Annotated in this window: 15 protein-coding genes; 12 read left to right on the forward strand and 3 right to left on the reverse strand. The window is 44.3% G+C overall.

What is annotated here, in order from left to right; all coding sequences use genetic code 11:
- Position 1: 1 nt before the first annotated feature.
- Positions 2 to 259, forward strand: a complete 258-nt coding sequence (locus tag ACMX2I_RS03855; RefSeq protein ID WP_003219835.1) for an HPr family phosphocarrier protein — start codon at positions 2 to 4, stop codon at positions 257 to 259.
- Positions 260 to 1,027 carry an arylamine N-acetyltransferase family protein gene (locus tag ACMX2I_RS03860; RefSeq protein ID WP_414956223.1) on the forward strand — a complete coding sequence of 256 codons (768 nt, stop codon included), beginning with the start codon at positions 260 to 262 and terminating at the stop codon, positions 1,025 to 1,027.
- 35 nt (positions 1,028 to 1,062) lie between these two features.
- Here ACMX2I_RS03860 and ACMX2I_RS03865 read toward each other — a convergent pair whose 3' ends face one another.
- A complete protein-coding gene (locus tag ACMX2I_RS03865) occupies positions 1,063 to 1,272 on the reverse strand; it encodes a hypothetical protein (protein ID WP_148962687.1) in 210 nt (69 codons plus the stop codon).
- Between the two features lie 150 nt (positions 1,273 to 1,422).
- On the opposite strand from ACMX2I_RS03865, the gene psdR reads away from it, so the two are divergent.
- The 4 genes from psdR (at position 1,423) to ACMX2I_RS03885 (ending at position 5,983) form a co-directional block, all read left to right on the forward strand.
- The gene (gene psdR / locus ACMX2I_RS03870; protein WP_253268589.1) at positions 1,423 to 2,136 is read left to right on the forward strand and encodes a two-component system response regulator PsdR; all 714 of its coding nucleotides are present in this window, start codon (positions 1,423 to 1,425) and stop codon (positions 2,134 to 2,136) included.
- On the forward strand, positions 2,130 to 3,200 hold the full coding sequence (locus ACMX2I_RS03875; RefSeq protein WP_414956224.1) for a HAMP domain-containing histidine kinase: 1,071 nt from the start codon (positions 2,130 to 2,132) through the stop codon (positions 3,198 to 3,200). Before psdR ends, ACMX2I_RS03875 begins: the two co-directional genes overlap by 7 nt.
- Before the next feature lie 82 nt (positions 3,201 to 3,282).
- Positions 3,283 to 4,062, forward strand: a complete 780-nt coding sequence (gene psdA / locus ACMX2I_RS03880) for a lantibiotic ABC transporter ATP-binding protein PsdA (protein WP_414956225.1) — start codon at positions 3,283 to 3,285, stop codon at positions 4,060 to 4,062.
- Complete coding sequence (locus ACMX2I_RS03885) at positions 4,037 to 5,983, forward strand: FtsX-like permease family protein (RefSeq protein ID WP_414956226.1); 1,947 nt, start codon at positions 4,037 to 4,039, stop codon at positions 5,981 to 5,983. The genes psdA and ACMX2I_RS03885 overlap by 26 nt, the downstream gene beginning before the upstream one ends.
- A 33-nt stretch (positions 5,984 to 6,016) precedes the next feature.
- Here the strand turns inward: ACMX2I_RS03885 and ACMX2I_RS03890 are convergent, their stop codons facing one another.
- Positions 6,017 to 6,994, reverse strand: coding sequence for a 2-hydroxyacid dehydrogenase (locus ACMX2I_RS03890; protein ID WP_414956227.1), 978 nt, complete (start codon positions 6,992 to 6,994; stop codon positions 6,017 to 6,019).
- A gap of 392 nt (positions 6,995 to 7,386) precedes the next feature.
- Here ACMX2I_RS03890 and ACMX2I_RS03895 point away from each other — a divergent pair, with 392 nt between their 5' ends.
- On the forward strand, positions 7,387 to 7,980 hold the full coding sequence (locus ACMX2I_RS03895; RefSeq protein WP_087993784.1) for a beta-class carbonic anhydrase: 594 nt from the start codon (positions 7,387 to 7,389) through the stop codon (positions 7,978 to 7,980).
- Positions 7,981 to 7,998: 18 nt separating this feature from the next.
- Complete coding sequence (locus tag ACMX2I_RS03900) at positions 7,999 to 9,600, forward strand: SulP family inorganic anion transporter (protein WP_414956228.1); 1,602 nt, start codon at positions 7,999 to 8,001, stop codon at positions 9,598 to 9,600.
- A 25-nt stretch (positions 9,601 to 9,625) separates the two neighbouring features.
- On the opposite strand, the gene ACMX2I_RS03905 is transcribed toward ACMX2I_RS03900, so the two are convergent.
- Positions 9,626 to 9,946, reverse strand: a complete 321-nt coding sequence (locus ACMX2I_RS03905) for a MazG nucleotide pyrophosphohydrolase domain-containing protein (protein ID WP_414956229.1) — start codon at positions 9,944 to 9,946, stop codon at positions 9,626 to 9,628.
- 117 nt (positions 9,947 to 10,063) lie between these two features.
- Between ACMX2I_RS03905 and ACMX2I_RS03910 the strand changes: the two genes are divergently transcribed.
- The 4 genes from ACMX2I_RS03910 (at position 10,064) to mdxE (ending at position 15,064) form a co-directional block, all read left to right on the forward strand.
- Complete coding sequence (locus ACMX2I_RS03910; protein WP_414956230.1) at positions 10,064 to 10,639, forward strand: TIGR00730 family Rossman fold protein; 576 nt, start codon at positions 10,064 to 10,066, stop codon at positions 10,637 to 10,639.
- Between the two features lie 245 nt (positions 10,640 to 10,884).
- Positions 10,885 to 11,835 (forward strand): LacI family DNA-binding transcriptional regulator, encoded by a 951-nt coding sequence (locus ACMX2I_RS03915; RefSeq protein ID WP_414956231.1) that lies wholly within the window; start codon positions 10,885 to 10,887, stop codon positions 11,833 to 11,835.
- Positions 11,836 to 11,947: 112 nt separating this feature from the next.
- Positions 11,948 to 13,717: a glycoside hydrolase family 13 protein gene (locus ACMX2I_RS03920; RefSeq protein ID WP_414956232.1), complete on the forward strand. Its 1,770-nt coding sequence runs from the start codon at positions 11,948 to 11,950 to the stop codon at positions 13,715 to 13,717.
- Between the two features lie 93 nt (positions 13,718 to 13,810).
- Entirely contained in the window at positions 13,811 to 15,064 is a 1,254-nt protein-coding gene (gene mdxE, locus ACMX2I_RS03925) for a maltodextrin ABC transporter substrate-binding protein MdxE (RefSeq protein ID WP_414956233.1), read from the forward strand.
- The last annotated feature ends 10 nt before the right edge of the window (positions 15,065 to 15,074 follow it).

Consider the following 15,074-nt stretch of genomic DNA (forward strand, 5'->3'; position numbering starts at 1 on the left):
TATGGTTCAACAGAAAGTGGAAGTTCGATTAAAGACAGGACTGCAGGCGCGTCCTGCTGCTTTGTTTGTGCAAGAAGCAAACCGGTTTACGTCAGATGTGTTTCTTGAGAAGGATGGGAAAAAAGTAAACGCAAAAAGCATCATGGGACTGATGAGCCTTGCGGTAAGCACAGGCACTGAGGTGACCTTGATTGCCCAGGGAGAAGACGAACAAGAGGCGCTGGAAAAGCTGGCTGCTTATGTTCAAGAAGAAGTTTAGGTGATAAAGATGAGTGACTTTCTAAATGACTGCTTTCAGAAAATCGGCTGGGAGAAAGACCATGTCAGCTTCGGCGATCTCCCCCTTTTTCTCGAAGCAATGGCATACCGTTTCCCATTTGAAAATCGTGCCGTACTCGCAAATGAGGATTATAAGGTAACAAAAGAAGAGCTGTGGCGCCGTCTGGTCAAAGAACAACGCGGCGGCCTGTGCTACGATTTAAATGGTTTCCTTTATTTTGTCCTGCGTGAGGCCGGGTTTCAAGTAAAGCTCATTCGGGGGACGGTTTATGCAGGACATCATCAAGAAGAGTGGGCATTAGACGGAACGCATGCCGCTGTATTGCTGTCTGCGGAAAAAGGTGATTATATCTTAGATATCGGCTTCGGCATCAACCTGGCGCTCCAGCCGATACCGCTTTCCGGAGAAACGGCACAATCACCTGTCGGGTCATTCCGAATCAAAGAAGAAGAGACAGAAAAGGGCAGTCATGTTCTGTGGATGGACAAGGGCGAAGGCTGGCAAATTGGTTACGCCTTTACCCTTGATGAGAGCGATGCCGGTGATTTAGATGACATGAAGGACATGATTCACTCTCATGAAAAATCTCCTTTTAACAAATCACTGCTCGCTTCAAAGCTGACACCGAACGGACGGATGGTCATGTCTGACCGTCATTTGACGATTCAGGAAAACGGCGGAGAGAGCCAAAAAAGTGATATTGTTTCTTCAGAGTTTGAAGAGAAATTAAATACTCATTTTTTGTAACATGAAAAGCTTGCAGACATACTGCAAGCTTTTTCTTATGAACAAGTATTGATTACTACATCAAATGCATCTTCCGGGATATACAGTTTCCCTTTTTCATATTGATAAGGAATTTGATGCTCTTTAAAGCACTGTTTGGTGTATTCAGTTAGTGAATCTCCAATTTCTATGTATTCCCCGGTATAGTTCGGCTGACATGCTGAAAGAATTGACGTTATGGTGACAAAGAGCATGATTTTCTTCATAATGACACCTACTTATCAAGAAGTTTTTTCCTTTTTTTATTCTACCATAACGAATAGAAAAAGACCGATTTACGATCCCGACACATGCTATAATGAATTTTGGAATCTTCTAGAAAAGTCATCACGAAATACATGTAAGGGGGGATAAACGTGTATCGGATTTTGCTTGTGGAAGATGATGAACGCATTGCTTCTTTGCTGGGCGGTCATCTTCAAAAATACGGATATGAAGTGAAAATTGCTGAACAGCTGAATGATATAAAATTGGAATTTATAGAAATGAAGCCGGATCTTGTGCTGCTTGATATTAATCTTCCTTTTTTTGACGGGTTTTATTGGTGCAGGCAAATCCGTACCATTTCCAATGCGCCGATTATCTTTATATCGGCACGAACCGATGAGATGAATCAGGTGATGGCGATTGAAAATGGCGGCGATGATTATATCACGAAGCCATTCCATTTAGAGGTAGTGGTGGCCAAAATCAAAAGCGTCCTGCGCCGCACATATGGTGAATACTCGCCCTCTTTGTCACAGGAATCAAGAATAATGGAGCTGGGCGGGCTCACGATTTATCCGGAACAGAACGAGGCGGAGTGGAACAGCACCCGCATTTTGTTTTCACAAAAAGAATTTCAGCTCCTATCCATTTTCGTGAAAAAACATAAAAAAATTGTCTCTCGTGATGAATTATTGGAGGCGTTGTGGGATGACGTTGATTTTGTCGATGATAATACGTTAACTGTCAATGTCAATCGGCTGCGGAGAAAACTGGAGAATGCAGGACTGAAAGATTGCATTTCAACGATAAGGGGACAAGGCTATCAATTTCAAGTCAATCGGAAGGATGAACCGGAGTGTTAAAGACGTATCTCATCGACCGCTTAGCCATTATTTTATTTTCATTATTAGGGATAGGGACCGCCATGCTGATTGCGTATTTAAGCATCATAGAGAGCGGCGCAGAACCTCCCGCAGAAAATATGATGTACATATGGGTTTTGCCCGGTGTTCTTTTAGCCGCCGGTTTTGCTGTTGATTATGTTCGGCAATTTTCCTTTCTGACTTATGTCAAAAAGCTTTCAGAACAAGCGCCTTCTTCGAATGATTTCGGACAGGCTTTGAAAGCCCGAAACCCAAGAACTCGAGAGCAGGCGCTTTGGACGAAAATGATCAACACACTCGGGCAGCAATACGAAGGCAGGCTCTTACAATATATGAATCAGCAAAAACAGCATTATACTTTCACCAATCAGTGGGTCCATCATATGAAAACACCGGTTTCTGTTATTTCCTTAATGATTCAAGAAGGAAAAAACGGAGCCTCTTCTTCTTTTCCGACGTTTTTAGAGGAGCTTGAGGATGAAAATGAGAGATTTCGCCACGGTCTTGATATGATGCTGCAAACAGCCCGGCTGGAGGAATTTGCATTTGATGTAAAGCCCCAAACCTTTGATTTGGCCGAGCTGGTCCGTTCACTTATTAATCAGGAAAAACGGCAGTTTATCAAACGGTGCCTTTTTCCAACATTACTTGTGCCGCCAAACGCCGTTCAGATTTCCAGTGATCAAAAATGGCTTTCCTTTGTCGTCGAGCAAATCCTTTTCAATGCCTTGAAATACTCAAAGCAAGAGGTGGGAGACCATATTACAATCCGGATAGAAACGCAGGGGCGTGAGACACGTCTGTCGGTTGCTGATGAAGGCATCGGCATACCGCCGCAGGATCTGCCGCGGATTTTTGACGCGTTTTTCACCGGGGAAAACGGACGAAGCATGAAAGAGGCAACGGGAATGGGTCTTTATTTAGCAAAACAGGTATGCAGCCGGCTTGGCCACCAGCTGTATGCGGAATCAAAAGAAGGGGCTGGCACGGTGATGACCATCGTGTTTTCAAGTGACACCCTAATGAATGTGACAGCATTGTAAGGTTGGAGCGCGGAATTGCAAGAAAGTTCGATGGGAGGCTGCTGACTTCCTTTTTATAATAAAGAAAAAGGAGGAGCAGAACATGAACGTGTTACAAACAACGAACCTATCGAAAACGTACTATTCAAATAAAGGAACGATATCATATCAAGCGCTCAGCGACTTTGACCTCAGTGTGGCAAAAGGAGAATTTGTCGGCATTATGGGGCCGTCGGGAAGCGGAAAAACCACGCTTCTGAATTTGCTGGCCACCATTGATAAGCCGACCCAGGGTGAGATGATGATTAACGGCATTCAGCCGAAAGCGTTAAAGGATCAGGATCTGGCTCTGTTTCGCAGAAGAGAACTCGGCTTCGTCTTTCAGGATTTTAATCTGCTTGATACGCTGACGGTTCGGGAAAATATTCTGCTGCCGCTCGCACTGGATAAGGTAAAGCTGAGAGAAATGGAAGCCCGTCTGGATGAATTGGCCAATGCATTGCAAATCAAGCATATTCTCGATCACCGGACATACGAGGTGTCGGGCGGGCAGCAGCAGCGGGCCGCTTGCGCCAGAGCTATTATTCACAATCCGGCGCTCATTCTAGCTGATGAACCGACAGGAAATCTTGATTCAAAATCGGCAAAGCAAGTGATGAACACGCTGGCTCAGCTGAATGAAGAAAAGGAAGCGACGATATTATTGGTCACGCATGATGCGACAGCGGCGAGCTTCTGTAAACGGATTGTTTTTATTAAGGATGGCCGTTTCTTTTCAGAGATTCACAGAGGGACAAATCAACAGGTGTTTTATCAAAGTATATTGGATACCTTGAGTGTGTTGGGAGGCGATTTTCATGAATTTGAGAACCATCGCCCGTAAAAACATTCTTGGGAATCTGCAACGGTATGTCGCCTACTTTTTAAGCTGTGTGTTTGCCGTTTCCGTGTTTTTTGTCTTCACATCTTTCATTTTTCATCCGGATGTCAATGAAGACAATATATATGGCGGAAGCCTTGTCAAAACGTGCTTAAGCGCAGCCCTTGTCGTCATCATTGTGTTTTGTCTATTTTTTATCTCATATTCGAATTCGGCGTTTTTGCAGGCGAGAAAGAAAGAGTTTGGGCTGCTGACACTTTTCGGAACATCAAAGCAGCAGCTCCGCAAGATGATTTATTATGAGCAGTCTCTGATCTCTCTTGCGGCGATTGCGACAGGTATTGGAGCAGGGCTGTTATTTTCAAAGCTGTTTTTTATGATCATGACATGGATGCTCAGCGTGAAGGTGCCGATTTCGTTTGTCATTGTGCCGAAAGCGTTTGTGCTGACGGCTGCGGGCTTTCTCATCCTGTTTCAGACGCTGCTCATTTTATCGCTGGGGCGGATTCGCAAGCTGGAAATCATTGAGTTGATGAAATCGGCTCAAAAGCCGAAAAGCTTGCCGGCCTATTCGAAATGGCTCACTGTGCTGTCATTGCTGTGCCTCGGCGGAGGTTATTATCTCGCTGCGACTGCAAATGTGATCGACATGGTGTTTCGGGTCTTTCCGATTCTGATTTTAGTGTTAATTGGCACGTATTTCTTTTTTACCCAAAGCAGTGTAGCGTTTTTCCGGATGCTGTACAGAAAAAAACACAGCTTCTATAAAGGCACCAATATCATTGTGCGTTCCAACATGATTTTCCGGCTGAAGGATCACGCCAGCATGCTGTTTTTAACCTCTATCATTACAGCGGTTATACTCACAGCTACAGGTGTCATCTATATGTTTTATGCCGATTTGCAAAGGCAGGAGGAGCAAAGCATTCCTCAGTCTGTTGCATGGGTGGAAAAAGACGCTTCCCGTTTTCAGGTGATGGAGCCTGCGAGAGCGGAGAGCACACTGAGAAAAGCAGATGCTGAGATTAAGTATAAGGTGAATGCCACAGGGATTCCTGTCAATTTTCAATCAAACCTGCCGTATGGAAACAAGAAAACGGAAGCGGAAGCCTTGCTGATTTCAGAGAAAATCTATAATCAAGTCGCAAAGGAAAAAGGTTACCCTGTTATTCATTTACAAGAAAATGAAGCGTTTATCAATGTTCCTTTTCAGATGATGGTGAAAGATACATTTGGAGAAGGGGAAACAGCAGCATTTCATATGAAGTCAGAAAAAACACTTTCCTATGTCATGAAAAAGCAGCAAAACAAAGGGGTATTGATGTCAGTCGGAGGAGTCAGCCGTTTATTGGTCGTCAGCGAAAAAAGCTTTGACAGTCTGACACGGGATGTGCCGCTGAAGGAACAGATGAGAGTGGTAGGTTACGAGCTCGAGCATTGGCAGGAGACGGTGGATGTCTCTGAAAAACTTGAAAACATGGTGCCGAAAGAACATACATCTGATTTTCAAACACGTGCTCCAAGTTATCAGATTGTAAAGCAGGCCGTAGCATTAACGCTGTTTATAGGAATGTTTGTCAGCGTGTTGTTTTTTATCGTGCAAGGAAGCATGCTGTATTTGCGGATGTTTACGGAAATAGAGGATACGAGATTGCAGGTGTTAGCGTTAAAGAGGATAGGGATTACGGACAAAGAAATTCACTCCATCCTTGGAAAACAAATTGGATTTTTATTCTTCATCCCGTTTATCGCGGGTACCATTCATGCAGGCTTTGCGTATGCAGCGTTAAGCAATATGCTGCATTCCAACTTATTTCTGGAGGCTGTACTGGTCATCATCATTTATTTTGTGTTTCAGGCAGTATACTATCTTGTCACCCGCTACATCTATAAGCGTGCTGTTCTGCAGCATATCACTTTTTAACATCCGGTCTGTTTCAGACCGGATGTTTTTTTATTATTGAAATTCTCTTGTGAGATTTTTCGGCGTTTGTCCTTGGATGGCTGCGATCATGTTTTCGGCAGCCTGTTTGCACATGTTGAAGCGCACTTTTGCTGTTGCGGAACCGATATGAGGAAGCAGTGTCACGTTATCCAGCTGTAAGAGCGGGTTATCTTGTGTGACAGGTTCTTTTTCGTATACATCTAAGCCGGCTCCTCTGATCCAGCCTTCTTGCAGGGCGCGAATCAGCGCTTTTTCATCAACTGTCTTTCCCCGGGAAATATTGACGAAAATTGCTGAATCCTTCATCATCTTAAATTCGCGTTCCCCTATCATGTGATACGTTTCATCAGTCAGCGGCGTAATGAGCAGAATAAAGTCAGATTGTTTGAGCAATGTATCGAGCTCAGCGTACTCGACGCCGATGCTGTTTTCAGTTTCTTGTTTGCGATGGCGGTTATGATAAAGCACTTCCATATCGAAACCGAATTTGGCGCGTCTTGCGGCTTGTTCGCCAATTCTGCCCATGCCGATAATGCCTAACGTTTGATGATGAACGTCAATACCGAAAAGCTCTTCTTCTTCAACGGTTCCCCATTTTCCGGCTCTGACGAAACGGTCCAGTTCGGCAACACGTCTGGCGGAAGATAGAATGAGAGAAAAGGCCAGATCCGCGACCGTATCATCCAGTGTATAAGGTGTATGAGTGCCGGCGACTCCACTTTTTTTCATCGCTTCTATATCGAAGTTATCATAGCCTACGGATTGGTTGCTGACCACTTTGAGCTTTGGCGCATGTTCAAGCAGTTCACGATTGATGGACGGTCCGGACGTTCCTGTAGTTAAAAGCCCTTCCGCATCTTTTAATTTCTCAAATAGCACGTCACTCGGAAGCGTATCTTCCTGCCATATTTCATAACGGCAATGTTCATCGATGAATGATTCAATCTCTTCAGGAATCGGTTTTGTGATGAATACAAATGGTTTCAACAAGGCTCCCCCTTTATGGCTGTTGTCTTTTTTATTATATCGGAAATAAATAGATGTTAAAAATATAGCTATGTTTATTTGGGTTTCTGGTTCTTTTGAACTTAAAATGGATATGAAAACCGGATGAACAGCTAAATTGGCTTAAATAAGTTTTTTAATTATCTGAATTCACCTATATTTTTTGTCAGACAAATCATCCATATCGAGTTAAAGCCAGATTATAGGGATCAATAAATATAAATTTTATTATCTTTGAAAGATATAAATGTTTCTGTTTTTATTCTACAGTTCAATTATAGTGTCTTTTTGTGAAAGCCTTTTCGAGGCGTATTCCTATGCTATAATTCCTTACTGTAAGCTGGGTAAGAAGGCTTGCGAAATCATATGGATGGGAGATGAATCAAATGGTTTCTTTAACATCAATTTTGGAACACAATCAGCGGTTTGTCAGAGAGAAGAAGTACGAACCGTACAAAACGACAAAATTTCCTTCAAAAAAGCTCGTCATTGTCACCTGTATGGATACAAGGCTCACCGAACTTCTTCCGCAAGCAATGGGGCTTAAAAACGGCGATGCTAAAATTGTTAAAAACGCGGGAGCCATCGTTTCCCACCCATTTGGAAGCGTGATGCGCAGCATACTGGTCGCGATTTATGAATTGCAGGCTGAAGAGGTGTGCATTGTCGGCCACCATGAATGCGGGATGTCGGGACTGAATGCGTCCTCGATTCTCGAGAAAGCAAAGGAACGCGGAGTGGAAGAAAGCTGCCTGAACTTGCTGGCTAGCGCCGGACTTGATTTGAAAACATGGCTGACTGGTTTTCACAGCGTAGAAGAAAGCGTTTCCCATAGTGTGAATTTGATCAAGCATCATCCGCTGCTGCCGAAAAAGGTGCCGGTTCACGGACTTGTCATTCACCCTGAAACAGGAAAACTTGATGTCGTCATTAACGGTTATGAAACTGAGCTCATAAACACTCAATCATAAGGGAGGTTATAGCAAAATATGCGATTCTCAGGGAGATTCAAGTCCTATAATTTACAGAAATTTCAGAAAGACTTGATTGCAGGTATCGTAGTAGGTGTCGTGGCAATTCCTTTAGGGATGGCGTTTGCCATTGCTTCGGGAGTTCAGCCTGAATACGGGCTGTACACTGTTGTTGTGGCGGGGATTTGTATTTCTTTGTTTGGGGGCTCCAAATATCAAATTGGCGGTCCGACAGGCGCCTTTGTCCCGATTCTATTTGGCATTGTGATGCAGTACGGCTTTGAGAACTTGTTGATTGCAGGGTTTATGGCAGGAGTCATGCTGGTGCTGTTCGGGCTGTTTAAGCTCGGAAAGATCATGAAATTCGTGCCGAAACCTGTTATCGTCGGTTTTACAGCCGGGATTGCCGTGCTGATCTTTACAGAGCAAATCGCTAATTTTCTTGGTTTGAGTAATATTGAGAAACATGAGAATTTTCATCACAACATGTTTGAAATTGCACAGAATCTCGGCACATTCAACGTGTATGCCATTTTGACAGCGGTGATCGGGCTCGTCATTTTGCTTGTATCCGCCAAGGTGATGCCTAAAGTACCTGGCGCTTTATTGGCGCTTCTTATTTCGACATTGGTCGCGGTTGTCTTTTTCCCTGACCGCATGGCAACGATCGGGTCAACATATGGAGAAATTCCCCGCCATTTGCCTGAATTTCAGTTTCCTGAGCTTACATTCGATAAAATAGTCATGCTGTTTCCGGCAGCCCTTGTCATCGCGCTTCTTGGCGGCCTTGAGTCGATTTTGTCCGCGATGGTCGCTGATAATATGAAGGGCTCAAAGCATGACAGCAACAAGGAGCTTGTCGGCCAGGGAATTGCGAATATGGCTGCGCCGCTGTTCGGCGGAATCCCGGCAACAGGAGCGATCGCCAGAACGGCGACCAATATTAAAAACGGAGCGGTGTCGCCTGTTTCAGGCGTTGTTCACGGTGTAGTCGTTCTTCTTGTCCTGCTCGTATTCGCGCCTTATGCATCCCATGTGCCGCTTGCCAGTATGGCGCCGATCCTCATGGTTGTCGCATGGAATATGAGTGAGCGGAAGGAAGTCGCAAACATGCTGAGACTGAAAACCGCTGATTCCTTTATTTTGGCAGCAACCTTTGCGCTAACCGTTCTGTTTGACTTAATCGTCGGTGTGGGTATTGGCTTGCTGCTCGCATTTGTGTTCTTCATCAGAAGGATGAGTGAAGCAACCCGCATCCACAATCAGGAATCGCATCCTTTTTTGGCGAAGACAACAAAGAGAGAAGACTCATCTGTCAGCTTGTATGCCATAGAAGGACCGCTGTTTTTCGGGTCAATTGATTCGCTTGAATCTTCACTGCTGGAGCATGTACAGAAAAAGCCAAAGACCCTTATTCTGCTCATGAATAAGGTGCACTACATGGATACGTCGGCCGAAGCAGTGCTAGGGAACATTATGAACCGAATTAAACGCCATAACGGAAAGCTGATGATTGTAGGACTGCAATCGCAGCCGAAGGAACTGCTGCATAAAACAGGCCTATTTCACAAAATAGGGAAACAGCATTTCTTTGATCACCACGATGAAATCAGAGGTTAAAAAAAGCGGCCGTTGGGCCGCTTTTTTATGCATGCTCAAATCGTTTTGTCAGTTTTTCTTGGTGTGCCTTCATCACCTCTTCTAAGGATACACCGTACATGTCAGCAAGAATGGCGATATTTCCGATGACATCTCCCATTTCCTCAATCAATTCTTGTTTTTGCTCAGCTCGTGACGATTCTTTCTCATCCGGCCGGTCTCTGCCGATTTCATATGCTCTGACAGCCCGGGCCAGCTCTCCTGCTTCCTCCATTAAAAAGCTCACTCGAATAAACGGTCCGTACTCTGTCCAGCCTCTTTTTTCGTAAAAATCTTTCATCCATTTCTCTGCATCATTCAGCTGCAACATGATCACTCCTGCATTCTTTATGTATTTCATATTGATATTATCACATGAAGGTGGGACAATATATAGTGTGTTTTTTGAACATTTGATACGATATATAGATGCGGAGATGACAAAATGAAAACAATATGTGTATTTGCGGGATCAAACCCGGGGGGAAATGAAGCGTATAAAAGAAAAGCGGCAGAGCTAGGCGCATACATGGCTGATCAGGGAATCGGCCTTGTCTATGGGGGCTCCCGCGTAGGTTTGATGGGCGCGATTGCCGACGCGATAATGGAAAACGGCGGAACTGCGATCGGGGTCATGCCGAGCGGTTTGTTCAGCGGGGAGGTCGTCCATCAAAACCTGACTGAGCTGATTGAAGTAAACGGCATGCATGAACGAAAAGCCAAAATGAGCGAGCTGGCGGACGGCTTTATCGCCATGCCGGGCGGCTTCGGTACATATGAAGAATTATTTGAAGTGCTTTGCTGGGCGCAGATCGGCATTCACCAAAAGCCGATCGGACTGTACAATGTGAATGGATATTTTGAACCGATGATGAAAATGATCAAATACAGCATTCAGGAAGGGTTTTCTAACGACTCGCACCTTAAACTGATCCACAGCTCTTCACGGCCGGATGAGTTAATTGAGCAAATGCAGAACTACTCGTATCCGATTTTAGAGAAAAAGTGGACGGAAATTTAAAAACCTTCAAGTGAGCCACCTGCCGTATTTGGTCTGAGTCTGGCCGTGCATCCACGGCCTTGATCCTCTATTCTATGGGAGTATTTCAGGTGGAGAATGAACTGAAAATCGAGTTTTTTCAACAAAGGAGGTTTCCTGAAGGAAATCTCCTTTTTTCTATTCTTTTTGCTGCTAGTCTATTCAGTTGTAAATAAAGGACTTTTTCACTAGTTTGGATAATATGCACAGGTAAGGAGGGGATGAAAATGGCAACATTGTCAGATGTGGCGAAAAAAGCAAATGTTTCGAAAATGACGGTATCACGAGTGATAAACCATCCTGAGACGGTGACAGATGAATTGAAAAAGCTTGTTCATTCTGCGATGAAAGAGCTGAATTACATCCCTAATTATGCGGCAAGAGCGCTCGTGCAAAACAGAACACAGGTTGTCAAACTGTTGATTCTTGAGGAAATGGATACGACAGAACCATATTACATGAACCTGCTGACCGGAATCAGCCGGGAGCTGGATCGCAATCATTATGCTCTGCAGCTTGTGACAAGAAACTCTCTCAATATTGGCCAATGCGACGGCATTATTGCCACCGGCTTGAGGAAGACCGATTTTGAAGGTGTGATCAAAGCTTTTGAGAAGCCGCTGGTCATATTTGGACAAAATGAAATGGGCTATGACTTTATCGATGTAAATAACGAGAAAGGCACTTTTATGGCAACACGTCATGTGATGGGGCTGGGGGAGCGGGAAATTGTCTTTATTGGTATTGATTTAGATGAGCCTTTTGAACGTTCAAGAGAACAGGGATACATTCGGGCAATGAATGAAAGCTTTAGAAAAACGAAAATATTTCGGATCGACAACAGTTCTAAGAAAAGTGAATGCCTTGCAAGAGAAGTGATGAAATCTCTGGATCATCAGGCCGCGTTTGTCTGCGCATCCGATCGGATCGCGCTCGGCGTCATTCGTGCCGTGCAGTCGCTTGGAAAACGAATACCGGAAGACGTCGCGGTGACCGGAAATGACGGTGTTTTTCTTGATCGCATCTCCTCGCCCCGGTTGACTACGGTCAGACAGCCTGTTGTTGAAATGGGGGAAGCCTGTGCGAGAATGTTACTGAAAAAAATGAATGAAGACGGTGCTGCTCAAGGAAATCTATTTTTTGAGCCGGAGTTGATTGTACGGGAATCAACACTGTAAGCGAATTATTCTGTTATCGGTAACAAGGTGAAAAGGATTGTTCCTGATATTTCATCATGATACTTTCAAGCTAAGAGCCGGCCTAATTACAACGGAATTCAAAGGGGGAAACATGATGGAATATGCAGCGATTCATCATCAGCCGTTCAGTTCTGATGCTTATTCTTATGACGGGCGGACGGTGCATATCAAGATTCGGACAAAAAAAGGTGATGCAGATCACATTCGATTCATTTGGGGTGATCCTTATGAGTACAACGGCGGCAGATGGTCGGCAAACGAGCAGCCGATGAGGAAAATTGCCGCAACAGACAGGCATGATTATTGGTTTGCTGAAGTGGTGCCGCCATTTAGGCGTCTGCAATATGCGTTTATTGTTACAGACCGTCATGAAGACATCTTTTTCGGAAGTTCAGGTGTATGCCCTTATAACGAAAAAACGCTAGAGACGATCCATTATTATTTTAAATTTCCATTTGTTCACGAGGCTGATACATTCCAAGCGCCTCAGTGGGCCAAATCAACGGTTTGGTATCAAATTTTTCCCGAGCGTTTTGCGAATGGAAGAGAAGACTTGTCACCGGAGAATGCATTGCCGTGGGGAAGCAAGGATCCGGACGTCAATGATTTTTTTGGAGGAGATTTGCAGGGGATTATTGACAAGCTTGATTATTTAGAGGATTTAGGGGTGAACGGGATTTATTTAACGCCGATCTTTTCCGCGCCTTCTAATCACAAATACGACACGCTGGATTACTATTCTATTGATCCGCATTTTGGAGATCCGGAGCTTTTTCGCACATTGGTCAGCCAGCTTCATCAGCGGGGGATGAGAATGATGCTTGATGCTGTTTTTAACCATATAGGAAGCGCTTCTCCGCAGTGGCAGGATGTCGTGAAAAACGGAGCTCAATCACGTTATAAAGACTGGTTTCATATTCACTCTTTTCCTGTCAAAGAAGACAATTATGATAGGTTTGCGTTTACACCCGATATGCCGAAGCTAAATACGGCTAATCCCGAAGTACAGAGATACTTGCTAGATATTGCATTGTACTGGATTCGCGAATTTGACATTGACGGCTGGCGTTTGGATGTGGCAAATGAAGTGGATCACGTTTTTTGGAAGACATTCAGGCAAGCTGTATCAGCGGAAAAGCCGGATGTTTATATTGTAGGAGAGATTTGGCATTCCGCCGAACCTTGGCTTAGAGGAGATGAATTTCACGCGGTGATGAACTATCCCTTTACAGAGCCTATGATTGAATATTTTGCTGATGGGACGATTCCAGCCTCGCGTATGGCCCACCGTGTAAATGCCCATTTGATGAATGGAATGAAGCAGGTCAATGAGGTGATGTTTAATGTGCTGGATAGCCATGATACAAAACGCCTTTTGACCAGATGCCGCAATGACGAGAAAAAAGCACGCGCTTTACTGGCCTTTATGTTTGCCCAGATAGGTTCACCATGCATCTATTACGGAACGGAAATCGGGCTGGACGGCGAAAATGATCCATTATGCCGGAAATGTATGGTTTGGGAAAAAGAGAAGCAGAACCAAGGCATGCTGCGATTTATGAAACGGTTAATTGCTTTGCGCAAACAGGAAAACACTTTATTGACTGAGGGACATCTTGAGTGGAATCTGCTGGATGACCAAAACCATTTTATTCGTTTTTCGCGGACTCTTGAGGAAAAAACTCTGATTTATTTCTTTAATCAGGGGGACGCGGCTCGACATGTCAGTTTGCGAGATTTGAATATTGAAAGGAATAAGAAAATCTACGATGTATGGACAGATCAGCCGCTTCATCATCACGATGTCATTGCTGTTCAGCCGGGAGAATTTTTTATTTTGGGTGCTGCCGTCCCTGTTTAAATTCTGTTATCGGTAACAAGTTAAAATATGTTGTAACCGCTTTCTGGAGAACCATACAATTGTTGTAGATTCATAAATAAAGGGGGAAAAGGGATGATACTTGTTAAAAAGGGGTTCGCCTTATTGGCGGCATCAGTCCTGACATTCGGCCTTGCCGCTTGCTCAAGTTCAAAAGATCCAGCAAGCTCTGACGGCAAAAAGGTACTGACTGTATCTGTTGAAGAAGCCTATAAAGATTACATTGAAAGCATAAAAGCAACATTCGAAAAAGAGAATGATGTCACAATAAAAATGGTTGAAAAGCAAATGTTTGAGCAGTTGGAAGCGCTTCCTCTTGATGGCCCGGCGGGGAATGCACCTGATGTGATGCTCGCTGCCTACGACCGGATAGGCGGTTTGGGCCAGCAAGGACATTTGCTTGACATTAAGCCATCTCACACAAAAAGTTTTGGAGATAAAGAGATGCAGCAAGTAACGGTTGACGGCAAGGTGTATGGAATGCCGCTAGTGATTGAAACACTTGTTTTGTATTACAACAAAGATCTCTTACAAACAGCACCAAAAACATTTAAAGATCTTGAAACATTAACAGAGGATTCCCGGTTTGCGTTTGCTTCGGAAAAAGGGAAATCAACCGGATTTTTGGCAAAATGGACTGACTTTTATATGTCGTACGGTTTGTTGGCCGGTTACGGCGGATATGTATTTGGAAAAAACGGCACAGATTCCGGGGACATCGGCCTAAACAATAAAGGGGCTGTAGAAGCGGTGAAATATGCGGAGAAATGGTTTAAAACCTATTGGCCAAAAGGCATGCAGGATAATTCAAGCGCAGACGATTTTATTCAGCAGATGTTTTTAGATGGCAAAGCGGCTGCGATCATCGGCGGACCTTGGTCAGCTGCCAACTATAAAGAAGCTGAATTAAACTACGGAGCGGCTCCCATTCCGACATTGCCAAATGGAGAAGAATATGCCCCTTTTGCCGGCGGGAAGGGATGGGTTGCATCAAAATATACAAAAGAACCCGAACTGGCTGAAAAATGGCTTGAGTATGCTGCAAATGATGCCAATGCTTACGCTTTTTATGAGAATACAAACGAAGTTCCGGCCAACACAGCTGCGAGAAAGAAAGCGGATGAGCAAAAAAATGAGCTGGCGTCAGCTGTGATTAAACAATATGAAACAGCGACACCGACTCCGAATATTCCGGAAATGGCTGAGGTATGGACAGGAGCGGAAAGTTTGATTTTTGATGCAGCTTCAGGAAAAAAAGCGGCGCAAACGTCAGCGAATGATGCTGTAAACGTCATAAAGGAAAATATCAAAGAAAAATATGTGAAATAAACGGCGGGAC

This window comes from Bacillus sp. SW14, assembly GCF_047608225.1.
GTDB classification, from domain to species: Bacteria; Bacillota; Bacilli; order Bacillales; family Bacillaceae; genus Bacillus; species Bacillus subtilis_G.